Origin of the sequence: Candidatus Amarolinea dominans, assembly GCF_016704685.1 — a bacterium.
Taxonomy (GTDB): Bacteria; Chloroflexota; Anaerolineae; order SSC4; family Amarolineaceae; genus Amarolinea; species Amarolinea dominans.
This window is the reverse complement of the sequence record NZ_JADIZS010000025.1, coordinates 62,137-86,349: the sequence shown is the minus strand read 5'-3', so window position 1 is coordinate 86,349 and position 24,213 is coordinate 62,137. Positions and strand designations below refer to the sequence as shown.

Below are 24,213 nucleotides of genomic sequence, written 5' to 3'. Positions count from 1 at the left end.
AGTCGAAAATGTGGTTTTGGAATCCACTCTATTTCCTGTTTACATTACCGGCGCTGATCCTGGGCCTTGTTGCGCAGGCCATGGTGAAAGGCGCGTTCAGTAAGTATTCGCAGGTGCGCACCAATGGCGGCCTGACCGGCGCGCAAGCGGCCAGCTCGATCTTGCGCAGCTTTGGTCTCTTCGACGTGACCGTGGAGGAGACGCAGGGCATGCTGACCGATCATTATGACCCGCGCAGCCGCACCCTGCGCCTGTCGCCCGATGTCTACCGCAACAGTTCGATTGCGGCCGTTGGCGTGGCCGCGCACGAAAGCGGGCATGCCTTGCAGCACGCCAAAGGCTACTGGCCGTTGCAAATTCGCACACAGATGGTGCCGACGGTGCAACTGGGTTCCTGGCTCGGTCCGATCATCTTCATGGTTGGCTTCTTCCTGGGCGGCCAGGTCGAAGGCTCGCTGGGCTACTATATTGCGCTCGCTGGCTTGATCCTGTTCGCAGCGGTGGCCCTCTTTGCTGTCGTGACCCTGCCGGTCGAGCTGGATGCCAGCCGCCGCGCCAAGCAAGTCCTGGTCTCCGAGAATATCCTGGATCGCGGCGAGATGGATGGGGTCAATCGCATGTTGAACGCCGCCGCTCTCACCTACGTGGCAGCGGCCGTGCAGGCGATTATGACGTTGCTCTACTATGCCTACATTTTGTTCGGCCGCCGGCGCGACTGATCGCGGCGCGGCTCTGTTTCCGATGTGATTCTGCGTTACACTCTGCGCAGAATCTTTGCTTTAGAAACGAGGTATCTGCATGTCGAATTCGAGACGCAATCTGATCGTTGCTATCATTGTTCTGGCCGGTGCATTGCTTTTGCTCTGCATCTGTGCCGTCGGCGCCTGGTTTGCCGTTCGTCCAAGCCTGGACCGGGCGGACTTTCTACAAGGCCTGCAGCCAACCGCGGCGATCACGCGCCAGGTCGCGCCGGCCACCGCGACGCCGGCACGCTCCCAACCGCGTGCCACCGCGACCCCGGCCAAGCAACCGTCGGCGCCGGCCAACCCGCCAACCGCGCCCGTCCTGCCTACAGCCGTGCAGGCGCCGGCTGGTGCAGACATCGAAACGGCACTTCTGACCAACCTGTACGAACGGGTTAATCCTTCCGTGGTCAACATCACGGTTTTGGGCCGGGCCGGCGAACAGGTGGCGCCGGGGATGGGCATTCCAACGCCGGAGAACCCCGATGAATTGGTACCGGTCAGTCAAGGATCAGGCTTCGTCTGGGACGCGGAAGGCCATATCGTCACCAATGCGCACGTGATTGAAGGCGAGGAGGGGGTGCGCATCACTTTCTCAGATGGCACGTCGGCCACGGCCGAGGTGATCGGCGCCGACCCTGATTCAGACCTGGCGGTTGTGAAGGTTGATCCCGCCACGGCAGCCCTGGTGCCGGTGGCGCGTGGCAGCATGGACGCTGTGCAGGTGGGACAGCGCGTGGCCGCGATTGGCAATCCGTTTGGCTATAACGGCACGCTGACGGTGGGGGTGGTGAGCGCCATTGGCCGTTCCATCTCCTCGCTGACGCAGTTCAACATTCCCAGCGTGATCCAGACCGACGCGCCGATCAACCCTGGCAACTCCGGTGGCCCTCTGCTCAACATGGATGGCGCAGTGATTGGCGTCAACGCGCAGATCGAGACTTCGAATGGCGTGCGCGCCAATTCGGGCGTTGGTTTTTCCATTCCGATTAGCATTGTCGAGCGCGTGGTGCCCGCGCTGATCAACGAAGGCGTCTATCGCCATGCCTACCTGGGCATCAGCGGCAGCACCTTCAGCCCCTTCTGCGCCGACGTGCTGGGGATTGATCCTGCAGTGCGCGGCGCGTATGTCAATGAAGTCGCCAACGGCGGGCCGAGCGACAAGGCCGGCCTGCGCGGCGGCTCGCAGGCGGTTGACAAGCTGACCTGCCCGGAGATGGCCGGCGGCGATCTCATCACGGCCATTGATGATCAGCCGGTGGCGCGTTTCGACGATCTCCTGATCTACCTGGAGACCTACAAAGGCCCTGGTGACACGGTGACGCTGACGGTGCTGCGTGATGGGCAGGAACAGAAGATCGCGGTAGAACTGGGCCGCCGACCCCAACGCAGCCAGTAGGGTTGGCAAATTCAATTTTTGCGGTTGTCTATACGCCGTGGGCGCGTAGCCAGGCAATCACCTCACTGCGCGGCACGCTGACCTGCTGGCTGCTGGTCAGGTCGCGCACGGTGACGCTGGCCGCGGCCAGTTCGTCATCGCCCAGGATCAGCGCAAAACGTGCCCGCGCCCGGTCCGCCTGCTTGAGTTGCGCCTTGAGGCTGTCGCGGTAGGGCAGCAGCGCGCCGATGCCGGCCTGGCGCAGGGTTTGCAGCAGGCGGATGGCCTCCACTTTGGCGGCGGGGCCACGATAGACCAGCATGACCAGGGGCAAGGGCAGAGCCGGCGCCTGCACGCCCTGCGCCTTCAGCGCCAGGATGATGCGCTCAATGCCGGAGCCAAAACCGACGCCCGGCACGGCCGGCCCGCCCAACGCTTCGATCAACCCATCGTAACGCCCACCGCCGCAGACGGCCGCCTGCGCGCCAATGTCCTGCGCCCAGACCTCGAACACCGTTTTGACATAATAATCCAGCCCGCGCACCAGCCGCGGGTTGATGGTGTACGGCCGCCCAAGCAGGTCCAGATACTGGCGCAGGGTGGCGAAGTGCGTGCGACAACTCTCACACAGAAAATCATGAATCACCGGCGCTGAAGCCAGCAGCCGCTCCATCGCCGGGTCTTTGGAATCGAGCAGGCGCAGCGGGTTGCGCGCCAGGCGTGTGCGGTCGGTTTCACCCAGTTGCTCAGCCAGCGGCGCGAAGTAGTCGCGCAGCGCCTGCACAAAGGCCGGTCGGCACTCGCGACAGCCGGTGCTGTTGATCATGAACGAGAGGCCCTTGAAGCCCAGGGCGTCGTACAAGTCCCAGGCGATGCTCATCACCTCGACATCAATGACCGGGTCTTCCTCGCCCAGTGCCTCGACATTGAACTGATGATGGATGCGGTAGCGGCCGGCCTGCGGCTTCTCCTGGCGAAAGATGGGGCCGATCGCGTAGAGGCGCAGCGGGGCCGGGCGCGTATGCATGCCGTTCTCGACGTAGGCGCGCATGATGCCGGCCGTGAACTCCGGCCGCAGGGTCAGCTCGTCGCCGCTCTTGTCCTGGAAGGAGTACATCTCTTTCTGCACCACCAGGTCGGAGCCTTCACCGACGCCACGCGTGAAGAGGGCCGTGGATTCAAAGATCGGCACGCCCAACGGCTCGAAGCCGTAGAGCGCGGTGATGCGCTGGATGTTTTGTTCGATGTGGCGCCAGAAGGGCCATTCTTCAGGTAGAATGTCTTTGGCGCCGGTCGGCGCTGCGTAGGGCATAATGGGCCTCATAACCGTAAGATTGCACGCACAGGTTTGCTTATTCTATACTGCAAGCGGGACTGACCCCCCCCCCCCCCCCCGGGAAAAAGGGGGCCGGCCGCGCCCGCTTGCAGTATACCATCCTGCTGCGGAGACGTCTAACTGGCAACGCGGCCACCTCAGGCGGCACATTGTCATACAAGCCCGGCTACGGTATACTACGGCGAAGGCTTCAGCCGCGGTCTCCGATCTTGAACAATAGCCGTATCGTTGCCGTAGTCGTCACGTCTTTAGTGTTGCAGGCATTGGCAACCAGGGTTGCAATCATGCTCGATTCACCAAACCAACTCAACCATGGAGGCTTCAGAGCGTCAGACCATGAAAGCAAAAATACTGATCGTGGACGACGAACCGTATCTGGTTCGCTTGATGGAATATGCACTCAAGGCGGAGGGGCATGAAATTATCACCGCCGGCACCGGCACCGACGCCATCAAAAAAGCTGAAACCGAAAAACCTGATATTCTCATTCTCGATGTCATGCTGCCCGATCTGAACGGCATCGAGGTTGCTCAATATCTGCGTGCCAAGCCGGAATTCGTACACCTGCCCATCATCATGCTCAGCGCGCTGGCGCAGGTGACGGACAAGATCGAGGGGCTCAAGGCCGGCGCCGACGAGTACCTGACCAAGCCTGTTGACCTGCGTGAAATGGTCGTGCGTGTGACCATGCTCCTGGAGCGCCGCGCCCTCACCCAGCCCAAAGCCGCCCCCCCCGCCTCTCGCGGTAAAATCATCACCGTCTGCGGCCCCAAAGGCGGCATCGGACGCACCTTCACCGCCACCAACCTGGCGCTCGCTCTGACCAAAACTGTCAGCCGCAAAATCATGCTCCTGGACGGCAACCGCCAATTGGGTGATATTGACCTGGCCCTCAACCTGCGCCAGACCCGAACGTTGGCGGACCTGCTGGCACGCGTGGATCGGCTCGACGCCGAACTGGTGCGGACGGTGATGGCAACCCACAGCGCCGGCGTTGATGTCATTCTGGCACCTGCCCATCTGGCCGACTTACAGCCGGTGCAACCGGCCGCAGTCCGCAAGGTTGCCAGTGCGCTGTTAGACATGTGTGATTACCTGATCGTGGATACGCAAGCGGTGATTGACGACTTCACCGAGACGTTCATCAACATTGCCGACGTCATTGTGCTGCTGGTGCAGGCCGAAATCTCCACCTGTCGCAACGCCAAGCTGCTCATGGAACTGGCGCGGTCCGACGGCCAAACCCTGGATAACCTGATCGTGGTTCTCAATCAGTTCAACCCGAGCGATGAGCTGCAGCCGGCAGATATCGAGAAAATTCTCTATCAGAAGATCGCTGTCAAAGTGCCGGCTAACCACGAATTGGTACAGTACAGCCTCAACCGCGGTGTGCCGGTGGTGGTGAGTCACCCCAAGCAAAACGTGACGCGCGCCATTTTCCAACTGGCCGACCTGGTCGCCTCCAACGATGACAAACGCATCGCCCCCGCGGGCGGTCTCTTCGAAGCAGCCGGCTCTCTCTTTGGCCGCCGCACGTCCTAAGCCGGAACCAAACAGGAATCCACCGCGAAAACGCCAGGACGCCAAGAAAAAAAGTTCTTTGCGCTCCTGGCGTCTTCGCGGTTCAGTATCTCGAATCTGAGAACAGAGATCAGAGATCCCGAGAGGTTCGGGCGGGCCGGGGCGGGGCGGGGGGCGGGGGGCGGGGGGGGGGGGGGGGGGGGGGGGGCGTTTTTCCCTTCCCCCCCTCCCCGGCCCCCCCGCCCCCCGGCCCCCCCCCCCCCCCGCGCCCCCCCCCCCCCCCCCCCCCCCTCCCCCCCTCCCCCCCTCCCCCGTTTCCCCTCTTCCCCTTTTCCCCCCCCCCTTCCCCTTTTCCCTTCCCCCCCTTCTCCCCTTCTCCCCTTCTCCGCTTTCTCCGCTTCTCCGGCCTCTCCCATTCCCCGCTCCTACCGCCCGTCTTCCGCAGCAGACGAATCTCTCCAATGACCATCGTCTTTTCCAACGCCTTCGCCATGTCGTAGATGGTCAGCGCCGCCACGCTGACGGCCGTGAGTGCTTCCATTTCCACCCCGGTCTGGCCCTGACAGCGCGCCGTGGCGGTAATGAGCACGCGACTCGTCTCTTCGTCGAAGCTGAAGTCCACGCCGATATAGGTCAGCGGCAACGGGTGGCACAGAGGAATCAGCTCAGCCGTGCGTTTGGCAGCTAAAATCCCGGCCACGCGCGCTGTGCCGAGCACATCACCTTTGGGCACATTGCCGGCGCGCAGCAGGCGCAGCGTCTCCGGCGCCATGCGCACTTCACCCGCAGCCACGGCTTCGCGCTGCGACTCCTGTTTGGCGCCCACGTCCACCATGCGCGCCGTGCCTTCGGCGTCCAGATGTGACAGCGCGGGCGCGCCCGACGGCTGATTCATGCCAAAGCCTCCCAAGCTCAGGCGCCGCGCCGCGACCAGGGCAGGCGCAGTTTCGGCCAGGTCAGCCCGCGCTGTGATTGTGGCAGGCGCTGACTGAGACGCTGCGCCAGCGCTTTGCCCTGCAGCGTCGCCTGGTGATAGAGTTGGTTGAGAGCTTTACGTTCCAGGCGCCGCCCGCTGGCGCACCAGACCCGCACCGCTTCACCGGTGACATAGGTGCCAGCATAGGCCACTACGGTTTTGGGAATGATTCCCCACACCGGCACCAGCCCCACCAACTGCCGCGCCACCTGTCGCCACAAGAACCCGCTGCCCACCACGCTGGCCAATTCGGTCAGCGCCTGCTGCGGCTCACCGGGGAGGCCATAGAGCAGCGCCACCTTGTACGCCAGCAGGGCCTGGTTCTTGGTCAGGATGACCATGTCGGCCACGTTGAAGGGGATGTCGAAGACCGGGATCACTTCAGCCAGCCCGGTGCTCAGGGCATAAATGGCGTTATTCTGGGCGGTAGTGGCAATCAGCCGTTCGGTCAGGCCATCGCGCAATCCGGGTAGATGGCGCCCCAGGGCCGGCCAGCGCTCGATGGGCACGGTGGCTGCCAGACCGAGGGCCATCTGCCGGCCAAATGCATCTGGCTGGGCCACGTCGAAGCGCACCACTGGCGCGCCGAACCAGCCATCTTCGGCGCCCGACTCCCTGATGACCGCCACGGCCACCTGGCGCTGCTGCAAGCGCGCAATCAGCTCCTGCTCCACCTGCCGCGTGGAAGCCGCCGGGCTGGGCAACAGCAGCACCAGTTCGGCTTCGCGCAAGGGCGTCAGGGCTTCGGGCAGCGCGGGCCAGTTCAACGTCTCCAGGGACGCCTGCGCCGGCAGCGGCCCGCCTGGCCCCTGCAGCAGCGCGGCGATCACGCCATCGCGCAGCCTGTTGGCCGCGCCCAACACCACGACTCGCGGCGGGGTTTCGGCCGCGCCACGCAGCGCGCCAACGTCCAGCTCGCGCAGTTGTTCGATCACTTTACGTAGATCAGGCCAAACTGGCATAAGATGTCCTTCGACGGGGGAATGGACGGGAAATGAGGGGGAAATGAGGGGGAAATGAGGGGGAAAATGAGGGGGGAAGGCTAACGGGGGCTATTGGAGTTGAGCAACAGCGCGCTCACCAGCGCGCCGGCTGGCAGTGTACCACTGCCGGCCGGCGCCAGTTGCAGCAGAGCATTGGCGCCCACCATGGACAACAGGCGGCCCGAACTTTGTGAGCCGGTGGTGGTGGCAATCAGCGCGTCCCCCTCGCGGCGCACCACGGCTCGCACAAATTCCCAACGCTGGGGATCATGATGCACCGCATGAGTCAGCCGCACCGCCACTTGTAGGCGAGCCAGGTCGGCGCGTCCCTGCATCTGCAAGAGGGCTGGGCGCACGAACAGCTCGAAAGCTACCAGCGACGAGACCGGAAAGCCGGGCAGGGCAAACACCGGCTTGTCGGCAATGGTGGCAAATGTGAGTGGCTTGCCCGGCTTCATGTTGACCCGCCCAAAATGGACCGTGCCCTGCATCTCCAGCAGCGGCTTCAGCAGATCGAGCTGGCCCATCGAGACCCCGCCGGAGGTCACCAGGGTGTCGGCCGCGAGCAGGCCATCACGAATACACGCTTCCAGGTCCCCCTGGCGGTCGCGTGCAATGCCCAGGTCGAGCGGCTCACCGCCGGCTTCCTGAACGGCTGCCATCAAACTAAAACGGTTGCTATCGCGAATCTGACCGGGCGCCAGGGTCTCGCCCGGTGAGCGCAGTTCATCACCGGTGGAGAGGACCGCGACGCGTGGCGCGGGGAAAACAAGCGCGTCGGGCAGGCCCAGGCTCGCCAGCAGGCCGATCTCAGCCGGGCCGAGGCGTTGCCCCTGGCTGAGCACGCGCTGACCCACCTCCAGGTCAATGCCGGGCGGCCGCACATCGGCCAGGGGCGCCACGCCGGTCTGGATCTCAACCAGGCCAGCCTGCTCCTGTGTCTGCTCAACCATCACCACGGCGTCGGCGCCGGGCGGAAGGGGGGCGCCTGTGGTAATGCGCACCACGGCGCCCGGCGTCACCCGTTCGTTGCCCACGTAACCGGCCATCTGTTCGCCAACCAGACGTCGCCAGCCTGGCCCGTCGGCCGCGATGACGGCATAGCCATCTTTGGCCGCGGCGGCAAACGGCGGTATGGCTTCGGCCGACACGATGTCTTCCGCCAGGGCGCGACCGCCCAGGGCACGCAGGGGCAGGCGCACCGGCGTCAACCGCGACGCGTGCGCCAGGACCAGGCGCAGCGCGGCATCCACAGAGAGCATGACATAGGGTGACTCAGGCATGGACAGGCTCCTGCTAAAAACTCAACATTGTCAGAGTCATTGTAACTGATTTTCCGGCAAAATCCCAAATCCCAAGATCAAAAACCCGGGTTGGAATCAGTATCTTCGGCATGACCCCTGCGTCATCGGGTGCATTGCCAGTCATCTGGAATTGATGTATACTGATACTGACTCGTCTGTGCTTGCCTTTCTGATGAGTTTGATCACAGGATGCACCATGCCCTCGCAGTTGAGAAGAAGCCATGAACCTTGGGTCTGTCATCTTTCTACTCATCCTATCGTCGGCCCTGTCGCTTTTCGTGGGCGTGGTGGCCTGGCGCCGACCGCTGGCTCCCGGGTCACGGCCATTCGCCATCCTGATGTTTGCGGTCACCTGGTGGACCATTCTCTACGCCCTGGAATGGCTGTTGCCAGGCATGGAGCAAAAGCTGTGGGCGGCCAGGCTCGAATACCTGGGCATCGTCCTGGTGCCGGGCGCCTGGCTGCTGTTCACGCTGCGCCAGGCTGGCTTCAACCGCCGCGTACCCAACCTGTTTGCAGCCGCGTTGGTCCTGGCCGCGATTCTATCGCTCCTGGCTATCGCGACCAACGACTGGCACAGGCTTTTCTACATCCAGGTGCAGCTTGACACCAACACACCCTATCCCATGCTCGACATCGAGTATGGCCCGCTGTTCTATGCCCTCATTGCGTACACCTATCTGTTGCTGCTTGCAGGCGCACTGTTGCTCGGCTGGCGTTTCATCCGGGCGTCCGGCGATCACCGCTGGCAGGCCGCGGTCGTGCTGCTCTCTGCCTTCCCGCCCTGGATCGGCAGCTTACTCTACTTGACCGGCGTGCAGCCCCTGCCGCACCTCGATCTGACCACGTTTGGGCTTGCGCTGACCGGCATCCTCAATATGGCGGCGCTCTTTCGTTTTCGCTTCCTCGACCTGGTGCCCGTGGCGCGTGATATGGTGATCGAAAACCTCGCCGACGGCATCATCGTGCTCGATCCTCTCGACCGCGTGGTAGACGCCAACCCCACGGCTCGGCGCCTTCTCAGCGTCACACCGGCCGCCATCGTCGGCCGTGCAGTGACAGAGGTGCTGGCGGCCCGGCCGGACCTCTTGCAGCAGTACCAGCAGGCCAGTGTGCCGGCCCGACCGGACGCAGTCGCGCCTGGTTCCGTATCATTGCCGGTCATCCCGACTTTCACCCACGAGGTGCGGCTGACCCCCCTGCTCAACATGCGCCAGCAAATCCGGGGCAGAGTCCTGGTAATCCATGACATCAGCGAACGCCGACGCCTGGCAAGTCTCTACACCACCCTGTTTGCCATGACCCGTACCACCGATCTTTCCTCGCTGCTGAAATTACTGGTGGAACAGGCCACCAACCTGCTGGATGCCAGCAGCGGCGATCTCTACTTGTGCCAGCCCGGCAGTCGCCAACTGCAATGCCTGGTCAGCTATCAGACCGAACAGGACTTCACCGGCCTGGTGTTGCCATTTGGCGAAGGAGTGGCCGGCATGGTGGCGGCCACGGCAAAACCGCTGATCGTCAACGATTATCCGGCCTGGGAGCACCGTGCGGCCGCCTATGCCAGTGAGCACTCGTTTCGCGCGGCCATGGGCGCTCCGCTGCTGTGGCAGGGTCAAGCGACCGGCGTCATCAACGTGATGCGCAGCGCCGACCAGGCCGGGTTCACCGACTATGACGTGCAAACGCTGACGATCTTCGCCAGCCAGGCGGCCGTCGTCGTCGAAAATGCCCGACTACTGGACACCACCCAGCACTATGCCAGCGAGCTTGAACAACGCGTCAGCGAGCGCACCGCCGCGCTGCGCGCCGCCAATATCAAGCTGCAGGAACTGGACACCATGAAGAATGAGTTCGTGTCCAATATCTCCCACGAACTCCGTACCCCGCTGGCCAACATCAAGCTCTATCTGCGTCTGTTGGAGACAGGACGGGCAGAGAAACAGCCGCAATACCTGGCAACGCTGCACAAAGAATCCGCATTACTGCAAACCCTGATCGAAGATCTGCTCGATCTTTCACGCCTGGACATGAAGAAAGCGCCGGCCAACCTGGCCACCGCGGACTTGAACGAACTGGTGCAGTCCTGGGTCAATCATCGCGCCGGCTTGATCGCCGAGCGCGGTCATCGCTGGGAAACCGATCTACAGCCCGATTTGCCCACGGTCAACGCCGATGCACATCGGCTGATCCAGGTTCTGAGCAACCTGCTGACCAATGCCATCTATTACACGCCGCCGGGGGGCCTGATCCAGATCATCACCAGGCGCCAGGTGAACGATGACAAGCCCTGGGTGACGCTCAGCGTGCGCGATAATGGGCCTGGCATCAGCGCCGAGGAACAGGCAGCGGTCTTCGGTCGCTTTTTCCGTGGGGCGGCTGGCCGGGCCAGTCAACGCCCGGGCACCGGCCTGGGATTAGCTATTTGCCAGGAGATTGCGCAGATTCATGGTGGCCGGCTGACCCTGGAGAGCAGCGTTGGGCATGGAAGCACCTTCACTTTTTGGCTGCCCGCCTGGGCGCTGGGTGATCGTCATTCCAAATCGGACGATTTTTTGCCATAAAGAACGCATAGAACACAAAGGCGCCGCTAATCTGCCGTTCCTTTGTGTTCTATGCGTTCCGTTTGGCCTTGCGGAGTAGTTTGCGTTGTGCGTGCCTTGTCAGGCGGCTGATTCGAGATGATCGGGATCGGCATCTGACCCCCAGCGGATGGCCTGGCCGGTTTGGTTCAGCAAGAGGGGCCGCGTGCGCCGGCTGATGGTGTCGGCGTTGACGATGCACTTCGCCGCCTCGGGGCGTGATGGGACTTCGTACATCACGTCGAGCAACGTCTCTTCGATGATGCTGCGCAGGCCACGCGCACCGGTTTTGTGCTTCAGCGCGGCGCTGGCGGCGGTCTGCAGTGCATCGGTTGTGAAGACCAGTTCCACATTGTCGAGCGCAAAAAGGCGCTGAAACTGCTTGACCAACGCATTCTTGGGTTGGGTGAGCACGGCAATCAAAGCCTTCTCGTCCAACGGTTCCAGGCTGACGGTGACGGGCAGGCGCCCCACGAATTCCGGGATCAAACCGAAGCGCATCAGGTCATCGGGGATGGTCTGACGCAGGAGTATCGCGCGTGCCTTTTCACGCTGCAGTGCGGAATCCCCGTGTCCCTGGCTGAAGCCTAACTGTCCCTTGATCCCGATGCGCTGCCCGACGACTTTCTCCAGCTCGGTGAAGGCGCCGCCACAGATGAAGAGGATGTTGCGCGTGTCAAGCTGCACGAACTCCTGATTGGGATGCTTGCGCCCGCCGTGCGGCGGCACATTGGCCGTGGTGCCTTCGATGATCTTGAGCAGGGCCTGCTGCACACCTTCGCCGGAGACATCACGCGTGATGGACGGATTATCGCCCGACTTGCGCGCGATCTTGTCAATCTCGTCAATGTAGATGATGCCCAGGCGTGCCCGCTCCACGTTCCACTCGGCAGACTGCAGCAGGCTGGACAGAATGGTTTCCACGTCTTCGCCCACATACCCCGCCTCGGTCAGGCTGGTGGCATCGGCAATCGTGAAGGGCACGTCGAGGATACGGGCCAGCGTCTGCGCCAACAGCGTCTTGCCTGAGCCGGTCGGCCCGATCAGCAGGATATTGCTCTTTTGCAGTTCCACCTCATTGGTGTCGCCGCCGTTGGCGATGCGCTTGTAGTGATTGTAAACCGCCACCGACAGCACCTTCTTGGCGCGGTCCTGGCCGATCACATATTCATCCAGACGCGCCACGATTTCTTTGGGCGACATGATATGGTCGAAAAGTGGCGGCGCCGTGGGCGCAGCCTTCAGGTTCTCCTCGTTCAGGATCTCCTGACACAGGCGCACACACTCATCGCAAATGAAAACGCCTTCAGGCCCGGCGATCAACCGGGCCGCCTCGCTCGCCTTGCGACCGCAAAAAGAGCAAACGGACACGCTGTCCGGTTTACTGACCATTCTGGCTTAGCTCCACTGCCGCCTGCACCACGGCCGGGGGTTCGCCTAACACGGCATCCACCAGGCCGTAAGCCACGGCCTCTTGCGCGCTGAAGTAGTGATCGCGGTTGAAATCGGCTGCGATGCGCTCGGCCGGTTGGCCGGTGTGGTTGGCCAGGATGGCATGCAACATGCGCTGCATACGCATCAGCTCGTTCAACTGAATTTCCACATCGGGCGCGTACCCCTGGGCGCCACCGCCGGCCGGGTGCATGTGGATCGTGGCATGGGGCAGCGTCATACGCTTGCCTTTGCGCCCTGCCGCCAGCAGCACCGTGGCCATGCTGGCCGTCCAACCCACCGCCACCGTCGAAACCGGCGCCTGGATCATCTGGATGGTATCGTAGATCGCCAGGCCGGGGTAGATGTGTCCGCCCGGCGAGTTGATATACAATTGAATGTCACGTTCCGGGTCTTCCCGGTTGAGGAAGAGCAACTGCGCCACGATCAGGTTTGCCACCTGGTCGTTGACCGGGGTGCCCAGGAAGATGATGCGTTCCTTGAGCAGCAGGGAGTAGATGTCATAGGCACGTTCGCCGCGCCCCGATTGTTCGATGACCATCGGAATTAAGGATTGCGGTAGCATCTGGTTTTTTTCTTTCTTCTATTCTTCGTGGTCTTTGTGATCTTCTTCATCGCCATGACCCTCGCCATGACCCTCGTCATGACCCTCGTCGTGACCCTCGTCATGACCCTCGTCGTGACCCTCGTCATGACCCTCGTCATGGCCCTCGTCCTGGCCCTCGTCGTGACCCTCGTCCTGGTCATGCACATCGGGCGGCAGCGGGTTGCCCTGGGCAATGGCCACCAGGCGATCCAGCGAACGCCGGTTGATCAACTGTTCCAGCAGGTACATCTGCCCACCCTCTGAATGCATCAGAGTGCGATAACTTTCAGCCTGATCGTCCTTCATGGTGCGTGCCACGGACTCGATCTCAGACTCCAAATCCTCCGCATGCAGGTGTACATTCTCAGCGCGCGCGGTGGCGGCCAGGGCCAGTTTTTGTTTGACACGGCCCTCCGCCATAGGGCGCAGCCCCTCGCTCACTTGCTCCGCCGTTTGCTGGGTATAGCGCAAATAGCTTTCGAAGTCCAGGCCCAAGTTGCGGTATTCGTCTTTGTACTCTTCGAGCATCCGCGCCTGCTCATCTTCGACCAACTGCAGAGGGAAGTCGAGCGTCACCGCGTTCGCGACGACGGCTTCCAGCACGGCATGACGGTAGTCTGTTTCAGCCTGGCCACGGCGTTCCTCTTCCAGGTTGCCGCGCAGATGGGCGCGCAGTGCGGCATAATCAGGGAAGTCGCCCGCTTCCCGGGCCAATTCCTCATCGGTGGGCGCGACCTTGGCCTTGACCCCCTGCATCGTGGTGTTGAACTCTACCGCGTGCCCTGCCCACTGCGACGTTGAACTGTCAGGGTAGGTCAACACGAAGGATTTGGTCTCGCCGATCGCCATGCCGACGAACGCAGCATTCAGGCCAGGCACCAGGCCATCATCGGTGTCACTCAGTTCTATGTCCCAGCCTTCGCGCTGGATCACCTGGTCCTCGCCGGCCATACCGCTGATGTCCACCGTTACCATGTCACCGAACTGAGCCGGGCGGTCAACCGGTGACCAAGCGCTGCGCTGGTCGCGCATCTCATCCACCAGTTTATCCACATCTTCATCTGCTATTATGACCTGCGGCATGGGGATGCGCAGATTCGAGCGGTAGTCGCCCAGGTCAGCGACCGGCTGCAGCGGCACCACCAGCGTCAGCGAGATCGGCTCGGCGGTGTAGTCGGAGAGACTGGGCCGACCACTGGGCGCTAGTTCGCTTTGCGCGATGGCGTCTGTGTAGGCCAGATCGAAGAGCGCATCGAGAGACTCTTGCACCAGGGCCTCGCGGCCGACGCGGCGCACAATGACCTCGTAGGGGGCCTTGCCCGGTCGGAAACCGGCAATCCGAATCTCGCCCGCCACGCGCCTGGCCGTTTTGCGCAGAACGGGGTCGGCCAGCGCCTCGGCGATCGTAATGGTCACTCGCGCCTGGCGGTTCTCCATCGCTTCCACAGCGACTTGATATGGTTCTGACAAGTTTTGTTTACTCCTTTTGGGGTTTCATGGTTGGAAAATCAGCACAAGATTATGTACTGCAAGCGAGCACGAATTGCGCCCGCTCCCCGGCGGGGAAGGGGGTTTTTTCCCGCTTGCAGTATAACACACACATAATAGATAGCAAGTTCAGGATTCAACGCCGGGCGAAGAACTTTTCCAGTTGCACGGCGCTGAGCGCAATCATGGTTGGGCGGCCGTGCGGGCAGGTGCGCGGGCTTTGACAAGCCTCCAGTTGGCGGATCAGCTCGCGCATTTCGATCAAGGACAGCGTTTGGCCCCCTTTGATCGCGGCCCGCTTACAGATGATGCGCACCAGTCGCGCCTCGCGCGCGTCATTGACCAGGTCTTCTTCCTGTGCCAGGCCCTCCAGCACCTCCTGCGTGGCTTGATGAGGGTCAGCGCGGTGCATGATGGCCGGCACGCTGCGCACCAGGTAGGTGTGACCGCCAAAAGGCTCCAGAATAAAACCCAGGTCGTTGAGCACGGCCGCATATTCGGCCAGCAGGCCGGCATGGTGACCCAGCGGTGTGAACGTGATCGGTTCCAACAGGGCTTGGCTGGGCACCGCATGGCGTTGCATCTCTGCCGTCATCTTTTCATACAGGATGCGTTCGTGCGCGGCGTGTTGGTCAATCAAATAGAGGCCATCAGGCCCCTCGGCGATGATGTAGGTCGCGCCGGCCTGGCCGATAACCCGCAGCATCGGTAGGTCGGAGGCGGTCGGCGGCTCGGCAGGCCACGGCGCTACCCCCTGCTCGTCAGGCGTCGGCAGCGGAGCCGGCGCAAGGGCGGACCGCGGCAAGCCTAGTTCAGGCTGTTGGGGCGCCTGCCCGGCGTTGAGCAAGGCCTGGCGGCGCTCCTCCCAGCCGTCGGGTTGGCCCCAGCCTGGGGTCGGCGCGGGCAGGGTGACGCTGGGCAGCGGCGCCTGTTCGATGAGAGCCTGATGCACCGCTTTTTGCACGGCCCGGTAAACCGCGCGCGGGTCGCGAAAGCGCACTTCGGCCTTCGTCGGATGCACATTGACATCTACCAGGCTCGGTTCCAGTTCGATCAGCAGCGTGGCCAGGGGATAGCGGCCCACCGGCAGAAAGGTATGGTACGCCTCCAGCACGGCGTAAGTGAGCGTGCGGTCCTGAATCCAACGACGGTTGAGGAAAAAAGTGATGTGGTTGCGGTTGGCCCGGTGTTGCGACGGCAGGCCGATGTAGCCCCAAACCGTGGGCGTCAGGCTGGCGGGGGGGCGATTTTCTCCGAAAACGCCGACGGGGGGGCGATTTTCTCCGAAAACGCCGACGGGGATCATCTCGCGCGCCACATCCAGCCCGTGAACCTTGACCAGGACATCGGTCAGGGCGCCGCTGCCGGTTGACTGAAAGACCAGGCGGCCATCGGCCAGCAGGCTAAAGCGCCGTTCGGGGAAGGCCTGGGCATAGCGGGCGATCATCTCCGCAATGTGCCCACCCTCGGTTTGGGGTTGACGGAGAAAGGCGAGGCGGGCCGGCATGTTGAAGAAAAGGTTTTCCACTGTGATGATCGTACCGGGGGGCGCGCCGTGGCTTTCACGCGCCACGATCTGTCCGCCTTCCAGACGCACCTGGGCGCCCGTCTCTTCGCTGGCGCTGCGGGTGAGAATGGTCATCTGTGAAACAGCGGCAATGCTGTTGAGGGCTTCGCCACGAAACCCCAGCGTCGTGATGTGCTGCAAGTCGTCGGCTGTGCGCAGCTTGCTGGTGGCGTGGCGTGCGACCGCCAACTCCACCTCGGCGTGGGGAATGCCGCAGCCGTTATCAATCACCCGCAGGAGGCGCCGCCCGCCCTCACGGATCTCCACGCGGATATCCGTCGCGCCGGCGTCCAGGCTGTTTTCGATCAGCTCTTTGGCTGTCGAGGCCGGACGTTCGACCACTTCGCCGGCAGCGATTTTGCCCACCACATCGGGTGGTAGAATCATAATAGCCATGATGCAACCGATTGTAGCACATGCAAGGCATTTTTGCGCTATTTTCAACGCAAAGGCAGGAATTCCGAATGTGGTCGCTGAAGACATCTGGAGAGAACCCTGTGGCAGGCCGGCTGAAGCCTCGATTCCGGGTACATCTGGAACTACTGACAAAACGGTTTGATTTGACGCGATGCGTTAAAGGGTGTATCATACATTTGAGCTTCCCTTTCGATCGCCATTGATCTGCTTGAAAAAAATCAAATAACAAGGTGCGTAGAGCATGTACTCGTTTGACTTGACAGATGAACAGCGCATGTTGACCGAAACCGTTCAGCGTTTTGCCAGCCGCAACATGCGCGCGGTTTACCGTGAAGCCGATGATCATGGCGCCATCCCTGATGATGTCATCGCCACTGGCTGGGACCTGGGACTGATTCCAAGCGCCATTCCTGACCAGTATGGCGGTTTTGGCGCGCTGTCGGCGGTGACAGGCGCCCTCTTTGCCGAAGAGTTGGGTTGGGGGGACATTGCCACCAGCCTGCATCTGCTGGCGCCAAGCCTGGTGACCACGCCGCTGCTACTGTGCGGCACCGATGAGCAGAAAGCAGCCTATCTACCTCGTTTCTGTGACGCGACCTTCTACCCTGCCACGGCCGCGCTCATCGAGCCGCGTATCCAATTCGATCCGAATGAACTGCAAACAACGGCCACGCGTGACGGCGACGTTTATGTCCTCGATGGCGTCAAGGCCTTCGTACCGCTGGCCGACCGCGCCGACCTGCTGCTGGTCTACGCCGCGCAAGATGGCAAGACGCAGGCCTTCCTGGTGGATGCACCGATCGCCGGGCTGACCATCGGCGCGCGCGAGAAAACCATGGGTTTCAGCGCGCTTTCCCTGTACCGGGTCACGCTCAGAGGTGTGCGGGTGCCGGCCAGTAACCGCCTGGGCGGTGAGCAGGGGTGCCAGTTCGGCAACCTGCTCAACCACACCAACGTGGCGATGTCCGCTTTGGCCGTGGGGCAGGCACGCGCCGCTTACGACTATGCGCGTGAGTATGCCAAAGAGCGCGAAGCCTTCGGCGAACCGATTGCCTCGCGCCAGGCCATCGCCTTCATCCTGGCTAACATGGCGATTGAGATTGATGCCACCCGGCTGATGACCTGGGAAGCGGCCTGGAAACTCGACCAGGGGCGGGATGCGACACGTGAGGCTTACCTGGCGCGCATGCAGGCCGATCAGATGGTGATGAATGTCACCGACGGCGCGGTCCAGGTGCTGGGTGGACACGGCTACGTCAAAGAACATCCGGTGGAAATGTGGCTGCGCAATGGCCGCGGCTTCGGAACGCTGACCGGCTTAGCCATGATCTGAGACAGGTGAACGACGACGCGTCGTCATTCACCCCACGTCAAGTACGATACGGAGGACTCCAATGCCAATTGAATTCTCAGTTCCAGTAGAGGTGGCCCAACAGACGAAGTTGGCTCAGATGGCGGCCGAGCAAGTCATGCGTCGCTTGTCGCGCTACTTCGATGAACATGAGCATGAGCGACCGATCGAATACATCCAGTTCATCTGGCCGTTCATGCAGCAAATCGAGCGCAGCTATTTGCCGCGCCCGGCCAAGAACGGCGACAGCCAGCCAAAGGCCGAAGACAAGCCCAAGAAGGCCACAACCAACAATGTCAGGATGATTCACATGATCGAGGCGCTGTCCTGGGGCGATGCCGGCATCTACCTGTGTACGCCGTCGAGCGCGCTGGGCGGCGCGGCGATCAACGCGGTGGGCACGCCGGAGCAGAAAGAACGCTTCTTGCGCCGTTTCACCGAAGGCGCGCCCAAATGGGGCGCCATGGCCATGACCGAGCCACACGCCGGCTCGGACACTTCGAACATTCGGACGACCGCGCGGCTGGACGAGGCCACCCACGAGTGGGTGCTCAACGGCGAGAAGATCTATTGCACGAGCGGCGCGCTGGCGACCCAGGAGAGCAACGGCCTGGTGGTGGTTTGGGCAACGGCCGAGCGAACGGCCGGGCGCGCGACGATGAAGCCGTTCGTGGTGGAAGCCGGGACGCCCGGCATGACGGTGGCGAAGAAAGAGCGCAAGTTGGGCATCCGCGCCAGCGACACCGTCAGCCTGGTCTTCGAAGACTGCCGCATCCCGTATGACAACATCCTGGGGGCGCTGGACGCGCCCAAAGCAGGCGAGGGCAACGGCAACGGGCAGGACAAGGGCTTCAAGGGCGCCATGAAGACTTTCGATTCGTCACGGCCCTGGGTGGCCGCCAGTGCGATCGGCATTGCGCGCGCGGCGTTCGAGTTTACCCGCGACACCCTGAAGAAAGAGGGCATCAGCATGCCCTATGGCGTGCCGAAGTACAAGCTCACCAGTGTGCAGCGCGACCTACTGGAAATGGAAATGGACATTCAGGCCGGTTGGCTGCTGACGGTGCGCTCAGCCGCGTACATGGATCAGGGGCAGTCGAACAGCCTGGAAGCGGCGATGGCCAAGGCCAAGGCCGGCCTGGTGGTGACGCGGGTGACGCAGAAGGCGGTGGAACTGTTGGGGCCGCTGGGCTATTCGCACGAGTTCCTGGTGGAAAAGTGGATGCGCGACGCGAAGATCAACGACATCTTCGAAGGCACGGGCCAGATCAACACGCTGATTGTGGCGCGGCGCATCCTGGGCTACACGCGGCGCGAACTGAAGTAGCGCAGGCGCGCAGAGGAGAGATTGACGCATGTCTTATGAAATCAACCGCGCGGTCGTCATTGGCGCCGGCACCATGGGCGCCGCCATCGCCGGCCACCTGGCGAACGCGGGCATTCCTGTCACGCTGTTGGACATTGTGCCGCCGGACCTGAAGCCGGCGGAGATGACCAACCCCAAAGCACGTAACCGGATTGTGCAGGCCGGCTTCGACCGCCTGGTGAAAACAAAACCCGATAACCTGTTTTCGTCTGAAACCGCCAACCTGATCAAGTTGGGCAACCTGGAAGATGACTTCGAGGCCGCGGTCTCCACGGCCGACTGGATCATCGAGGTGATCGTAGAAAAGCTGGAGATGAAGCGGGCCTTGATGGCGCGCATCGATGCCGTGCGCCGTAAGCCGGGCGAGGACAATCGCGCCGGCAGCCTGGTGACCAGCAACACCTCTGGCTTGCCCATCCATGCCATTGCCGAAGGGTGCAGCCTGGACTTCCGCCAGCACTTCATGGGCACGCACTTCTTCAATCCGCCGCGCTACATGAAACTGATCGAAGTGATTCCGACGCCCGATTCCCTGCCCGGCGCGGTGGAGTTCATCACGCACTTTTGCGCGCGCACCCTGGGCAAAGGGGTGGTGGTGTGCAAAGACACGCCCAACTTCATTGCCAACCGCATCGGGCAGATCGCGGCGTCCTACACCATTGACTACGGGCTGGCCAACGGCTACACGGTGGAAGAAGTGGACGCGCTGACGGGTGAACTGATCGGCCGGCCGAAGATGGGGACGTTTCGCCTGGCGGACCTGGCCGGCATTGATGTGGCCTATTATGTGAGCAAGAATTTATACGGGCTGCTGCCGGACGATCCGGAGCGAGAGGTGCTGGCTTCGCCGCGCCTGGTGACGCTGTTCGAGGGGATGTTGAGCCGCAACTGGCTGGGCAACAAGACCAACCAGGGCTTCTACAAGCAGGTGACGGGCGCGGGGGGCGTGAAGGAGTTCTGGCACCTCGATCCGGCAACCTTCGAGTACCTGCAGCCGCAGAAGCCGCGCTGGAAGAGTGTGGGCGAACAGCGCTCGAAACCGCTGGCGGAACGCCTGCGCGCCCTGGCCGCGGCGGACGACCGCGCCGGCCAGCTCATCTGGTTCGTTCTCAGCCGCACGTTGGCCTACGCGGCCAACCAGGTGCCGGAGATCAGCGAGACGGTAGAAGCGGTGGACCAGGCGCTGCGCTGGGGTTTCAACTGGGAACTGGGGCCATTCGAGATTTGGGACGCCCTGGGGGTGCCAGAGACCGTCAAGCGCATGGAGGCGGACGGGCTGAAGGTGGCGCCATGGGTCAAGCAGATGGTGGCGCGCGGGCATCGTCACTTCTACTCACGCGAGGGCGACTATCTGTTCCACTATCGGCCCCTGCGGCGCCAGTTCGAGGCGGATGACCTGGACGAGAACCTGGTTTCGCTGGCGATGTGGAAGGAGCGCCGGCATCACCGCCTGATCGAGCGCAACCCAAGCGCCAGTCTGCTGGACATGGGCGACGGGGTGCTGCTGGTGGAGTTTCACTCCAAGATGAATGCGCTGGACGACGACGTCACCAAGATGATCGAGCTGGGCATGGACCGCCTGCGCACCGACTATGAAGGCATGGTGATCGGCAACCAGGGCGAGCAGTTCTGTGTGGGCGCCAACCTGGCCGCGATCGGCATGGGCGCGCAGATGAAGCAGTGGGGGCAACTGGAGCTGGCCGTCAGCCGGCTGCAAGAGACGCTGCAACGAATACGCCGAGCCAACAAGCCGGTGGTGACGGTGCCTTTTGGGCTGGCGTTGGGCGGCGGCGCGGAAGTCGCCATGGCCGGCGACCGCGTGGTGGCCGCGGCCGAGACCTACATGGGCCTGGTGGAAGTGGGTGTGGGCCTGGTCCCGGCCGGCGGCGGCTGCAAAGAGATCGTGCGACGACTGGTATCGCCACACATGAAGGTTGACAATCCGTTCCCCGGCCCCTGGCTGCAGAACGCGTTCATGACCATTGGGCAGGCGCGCGTGAGCACGAGCGCCGAAGAAGCGCGCAGCATTGGCTTCCTCAGCCCGGACGATGTGGTGGTGATGAACAAGGATTATCTGCTGGCCGAAGCCAAGCGCGAAGTGCTGGCGATGGCGTCGGCCGGTTACAAGGCGGACCATCCCGTGCGCAACTGCTATGCGGCAGGGCGCGACGCGCTGGCTAACCTGATGATCGGCATCCACCTGATGCAGGAGGGCGGTTTCATCAGCGCGTACGATGCGCATGTGGGGCGCAAGTTGGCCTATGTCCTGTGCGGCGGCGACATCAGCCAGCCGCAGTGGGTGGATGAGAAATACTTCCTGGACCTGGAACGTGAAGCGTTCTTGTCCCTGTTGGGTGAACCGAAGACGCTGGAGCGCATTTTCCATATGTTGCAGACGGGCAAGCCGCTGCGCAACTAGGCCGAACGAGGGGAATAGAATGATGATGATGATGAAAGAAGCAGTCATTGTGGCGGCCGCGCGCACGGCAGTGGGAAAATCGGGCAAAGGGTCGCTACGCACCACGCGACCGGACGACCTGGCCGCGCGGGTGATCCAGGACGTGCTGAGACAGGCGCCGGCCGTCGAAGCGTCGCAGATTGAGGATGTGATCCTGGGCTGCGCGATGCCAGAAGCCGAGCAGGGCATGAACGTGGCGCGCATCGCGGCGATGCGGGCCGGACTGCCGCACGATGTGGCCGGACAGACCGTCAACCGCTTCTGCTCGTCGGGTTTGCAGACCATTGCCCTCGCCAGTCAGCAGATTATGACCGGTATGGGCAAGGCCATTCTGGCCGGCGGCGTGGAGAGCATGAGCATGGTGCCGATGAGCAGCAACAAGTTCATGGCGAACCCGTGGCTGGCGAGCAATCATCCCGCGGCCTACACCAGCATGGGCATTACCGCGGAAAACGTGGCGCGCCAGTTCAAGATCACGCGCGCGGATCAGGACGCGTTCGCTCTGCGCTCGCATCAACGGGCGACGGCCGCGATTCAGGGCGGCAGGTTCAGGGATGAAATCACGCCGGTGCCGGTCGAGATCGTCGAGGTCGAGATGGGAACGTGCAAGCGCCTGACACGCAGCTTTGTTTTCGACACGGATGAGGGGCCGCGCGGCGACAGCACGTTGGAGGCGTTGGCCAAGCTCAGGCCGGTTTTCCATGTCAAGGGGACGGTGACGGCGGGCAACTCCAGCCAGACGAGCGACGGCGCGGCGGTGGTGCTGGTGATGGAACGGGAGGAGGCGGAGCGCCTGGGCCTGAAGCCGCTGGTGCGCTTTGTGGGCTTTGCAGTGGGCGGCGTGCCGCCGGAGGTGATGGGCATCGGTCCCATCGCGGCCATTCCCAAGGTGCTGAAGTTGACCGGACTCAACCTGGAGGACATGGATCTCATCGAACTGAACGAAGCCTTTGCCGCGCAGTCGCTGGCAGTGGTGCGGGAGCTGGGCATTGACGAGAACAAGGTCAATGTCAACGGCGGTGCGATTGCGCTGGGGCATCCGTTGGGCTGCAGTGGCGCCAAGCTGACGGTGCAGATCATCCACGAGATGCAGCGCCGCGGCAGCCGCTATGGCATGGTGACGATGTGCATCGGCGGCGGCATGGGCGCAGCCGGCATTTTCGAGAATCTTCAGTAAGATAGCGAGCCGCTCCCAGTGAGCGGTCACGACGTGAGTCGAAATACGAAAACGAGGGAAAAACAACCATGGAAGAAAAACTACGTGGCATGATGGCTTCGATGCCGACGGCATTCATTCCGGAGGCCGCTGAGGGGGTTGAGGCGACCATTCAGTATCACCTGACCGGTGAGGGCGCCAGCGATTGGGGCATTCACATCGCGGATGGCGCGTGTACGGTGAATGAGGGCCTGCTGGAGAACCCGACGTTGACGCTGACGATGGACAGCCAGGACTATGTGGATATGATCGCCGGTCGCCTGAACGGCATGAGCGCGTTCATGAGCGGCAAGCTGCAGCTCGATGGTGACATCATGCTGGCCACGCGGCTGTTCACGATGTTCAAGATGGGCAGGTAACAATTTCTAAAGGAGGCGCCGCTTTCATGGACCCTGCACGTTTGGGCCGGTTGTGGACGCGGCGCCTCTCGCGTCTGCTCGTTCTTCTGCTGGTCGCTTCTTCCGCCCTCTTCCTCACGGCTTGCGCCAAGGCACTACCCGACGGGTTGGGCGCCATCGCCTGGATGGCGAGCACCGGTCAAAACTATGACATCTGGCTGCTGGAGGATGCCGGCGCCGCGCCGCGTCAACTCACGGCCACGACCGACCTGCTGGAAGGCGCGCCAGCCTGGTCGCCTGAGCACAGGCGGCTGGCGGTGCAGGGTTTTCGCCAGAGCGGCGCGGCGCTTTATCTGCTGGAGGTCACAGACGCTCTTGCCGAGCCGCAGGCCATTGATTCAGGCGCCAGCCTCGATCAGTCAGACAGCGAACCAACCTGGAGTCCCGACGGCGCCCGCCTGGCCTTCGTGTCGGACCGCACGGGCAGCCGCACGATCTTTGTCATCAACCGCGATGGGAGTGGATTGCGCGGCCTGTTGACCGGCAACGCCGCGGCGGCCCAGGACGAAGGCGGGCCAGACTGGTCGCCGGATGGCAGACAGATTGTATTTCATCGCTTCGCCAGCGGCGAACCGTACGCCAACATCTTTGTCGTTGACGCGGAGGGCGGCGAAGCCCGGCCGCTGACCACGATCCGGGCGCGCAATATCGAGCCGGCGTGGAGTCCTGACGGTGGGCGCATCGCGTTCATGTCGGATCGGGACGATGGGGAGTTCGAGCTGTACGTGATGGCCGCGAACGGGCACGAGCAGTACCGGTTGACGCGCAACAGCTTCCCGGATGAACTGCCGGCCTGGTCGCCCGACGGGGCCTGGCTGGTGTACACCGCGCAGCCCGACAGCCTGGGCGATTATGATCTCTACGCGCTGGAGGTGGACGGCGATCGCGCCCCGCGCGTGGTGGTCAAACGACCGGGGGATGATCGCTGGCCGGCGTGGAGGTAGGGGAGTGAGGGCGTTTGGAGCGCGACGAAGGCACGAAGGCGCGAAAGGCACGAAGGCACGAAGGCACGAAGGCACGAAGGCACGAAGGCACGAAGGCACGAAGTGAGGAGTGGCAAGTGGTGATCTCTGGTCTCTGATCTCTGATCT

General features: G+C 62.7%; 17 protein-coding genes and 1 pseudogene. 10 read left to right on the top strand and 8 right to left on the bottom strand.

Annotated elements, in window-relative coordinates; translation table 11 throughout:
- Positions 1 to 8 precede the first annotated feature (8 nt).
- Both IPF85_RS17305 and IPF85_RS17300 read left to right on the top strand, forming a co-directional pair.
- On the top strand, positions 9 to 719 hold the full coding sequence (locus IPF85_RS17305; protein WP_343409313.1) for a zinc metallopeptidase: 711 nt from the start codon (positions 9 to 11) through the stop codon (positions 717 to 719).
- A 79-nt stretch (positions 720 to 798) separates the two neighbouring features.
- Positions 799 to 2,142, top strand: coding sequence for a trypsin-like peptidase domain-containing protein (locus IPF85_RS17300; protein WP_343409312.1), 1,344 nt, complete (start codon positions 799 to 801; stop codon positions 2,140 to 2,142).
- Positions 2,143 to 2,170: 28 nt separating this feature from the next.
- Here IPF85_RS17300 and hisS read toward each other — a convergent pair whose 3' ends face one another.
- A complete protein-coding gene (gene hisS / locus IPF85_RS17295; RefSeq protein WP_343409311.1) occupies positions 2,171 to 3,433 on the bottom strand; it encodes a histidine--tRNA ligase in 1,263 nt (420 codons plus the stop codon).
- 360 nt (positions 3,434 to 3,793) lie between these two features.
- Here hisS and IPF85_RS17290 point away from each other — a divergent pair, with 360 nt between their 5' ends.
- Entirely contained in the window at positions 3,794 to 4,999 is a 1,206-nt protein-coding gene (locus IPF85_RS17290) for a response regulator (protein ID WP_343409310.1), read from the top strand.
- A gap of 382 nt (positions 5,000 to 5,381) precedes the next feature.
- Here the strand turns inward: IPF85_RS17290 and moaC are convergent.
- The 3 genes and pseudogenes from moaC to glp all read right to left on the bottom strand — a co-directional run.
- Positions 5,382 to 5,873, bottom strand: a pseudogene (gene moaC, locus IPF85_RS17285) (cyclic pyranopterin monophosphate synthase MoaC); the annotation flags it as partial.
- Positions 5,874 to 5,890: 17 nt separating this feature from the next.
- Positions 5,891 to 6,916, bottom strand: a complete 1,026-nt coding sequence (locus tag IPF85_RS17280) for a hypothetical protein (RefSeq protein ID WP_343409309.1) — start codon at positions 6,914 to 6,916, stop codon at positions 5,891 to 5,893.
- Positions 6,917 to 6,996: 80 nt separating this feature from the next.
- Positions 6,997 to 8,220, bottom strand: a complete 1,224-nt coding sequence (gene glp, locus IPF85_RS17275) for a gephyrin-like molybdotransferase Glp (RefSeq protein WP_343409308.1) — start codon at positions 8,218 to 8,220, stop codon at positions 6,997 to 6,999.
- 242 nt (positions 8,221 to 8,462) lie between these two features.
- Between glp and IPF85_RS17270 the strand changes: the two genes are divergently transcribed.
- Positions 8,463 to 10,805 carry a histidine kinase N-terminal 7TM domain-containing protein gene (locus IPF85_RS17270; RefSeq protein ID WP_343409307.1) on the top strand — a complete coding sequence of 781 codons (2,343 nt, stop codon included), beginning with the start codon at positions 8,463 to 8,465 and terminating at the stop codon, positions 10,803 to 10,805.
- Positions 10,806 to 10,904: 99 nt separating this feature from the next.
- Here the strand turns inward: IPF85_RS17270 and clpX are convergent, their stop codons facing one another.
- The 4 genes from clpX to mutL all read right to left on the bottom strand — a co-directional run bounded on the left by clpX (position 10,905) and on the right by mutL (position 16,312).
- Complete coding sequence (clpX, locus tag IPF85_RS17265; protein ID WP_343409306.1) at positions 10,905 to 12,215, bottom strand: ATP-dependent Clp protease ATP-binding subunit ClpX; 1,311 nt, start codon at positions 12,213 to 12,215, stop codon at positions 10,905 to 10,907.
- Positions 12,205 to 12,840, bottom strand: coding sequence for an ATP-dependent Clp protease proteolytic subunit (locus IPF85_RS17260; RefSeq protein ID WP_343409305.1), 636 nt, complete (start codon positions 12,838 to 12,840; stop codon positions 12,205 to 12,207). The genes clpX and IPF85_RS17260 overlap by 11 nt, the downstream gene beginning before the upstream one ends.
- A gap of 18 nt (positions 12,841 to 12,858) precedes the next feature.
- Positions 12,859 to 14,331, bottom strand: a complete 1,473-nt coding sequence (gene tig / locus IPF85_RS17255; protein ID WP_343409304.1) for a trigger factor — start codon at positions 14,329 to 14,331, stop codon at positions 12,859 to 12,861.
- A 154-nt stretch (positions 14,332 to 14,485) separates the two neighbouring features.
- Positions 14,486 to 16,312: a DNA mismatch repair endonuclease MutL gene (gene mutL, locus IPF85_RS17250; RefSeq protein ID WP_343409303.1), complete on the bottom strand. Its 1,827-nt coding sequence runs from the start codon at positions 16,310 to 16,312 to the stop codon at positions 14,486 to 14,488.
- Between the two features lie 262 nt (positions 16,313 to 16,574).
- On the opposite strand from mutL, the gene IPF85_RS17245 reads away from it, so the two are divergent.
- The 6 genes from IPF85_RS17245 (at position 16,575) to IPF85_RS17220 (ending at position 24,066) form a co-directional block, all read left to right on the top strand.
- A complete protein-coding gene (locus IPF85_RS17245; protein WP_343409302.1) occupies positions 16,575 to 17,666 on the top strand; it encodes an acyl-CoA dehydrogenase family protein in 1,092 nt (363 codons plus the stop codon).
- A 61-nt stretch (positions 17,667 to 17,727) separates the two neighbouring features.
- Positions 17,728 to 19,011, top strand: a complete 1,284-nt coding sequence (locus IPF85_RS17240; RefSeq protein WP_343409301.1) for an acyl-CoA dehydrogenase family protein — start codon at positions 17,728 to 17,730, stop codon at positions 19,009 to 19,011.
- 28 nt (positions 19,012 to 19,039) lie between these two features.
- Positions 19,040 to 21,469 carry a 3-hydroxyacyl-CoA dehydrogenase/enoyl-CoA hydratase family protein gene (locus tag IPF85_RS17235; protein WP_343409300.1) on the top strand — a complete coding sequence of 810 codons (2,430 nt, stop codon included), beginning with the start codon at positions 19,040 to 19,042 and terminating at the stop codon, positions 21,467 to 21,469.
- A gap of 31 nt (positions 21,470 to 21,500) precedes the next feature.
- The gene (locus tag IPF85_RS17230) at positions 21,501 to 22,685 is read left to right on the top strand and encodes an acetyl-CoA C-acyltransferase (protein WP_343409336.1); all 1,185 of its coding nucleotides are present in this window, start codon (positions 21,501 to 21,503) and stop codon (positions 22,683 to 22,685) included.
- 68 nt (positions 22,686 to 22,753) lie between these two features.
- Positions 22,754 to 23,083, top strand: a complete 330-nt coding sequence (locus tag IPF85_RS17225; RefSeq protein ID WP_343409299.1) for an SCP2 sterol-binding domain-containing protein — start codon at positions 22,754 to 22,756, stop codon at positions 23,081 to 23,083.
- Positions 23,084 to 23,109: 26 nt separating this feature from the next.
- Positions 23,110 to 24,066, top strand: coding sequence for a hypothetical protein (locus tag IPF85_RS17220; protein ID WP_343409298.1), 957 nt, complete (start codon positions 23,110 to 23,112; stop codon positions 24,064 to 24,066).
- Positions 24,067 to 24,213: the final 147 nt, after the last annotated feature.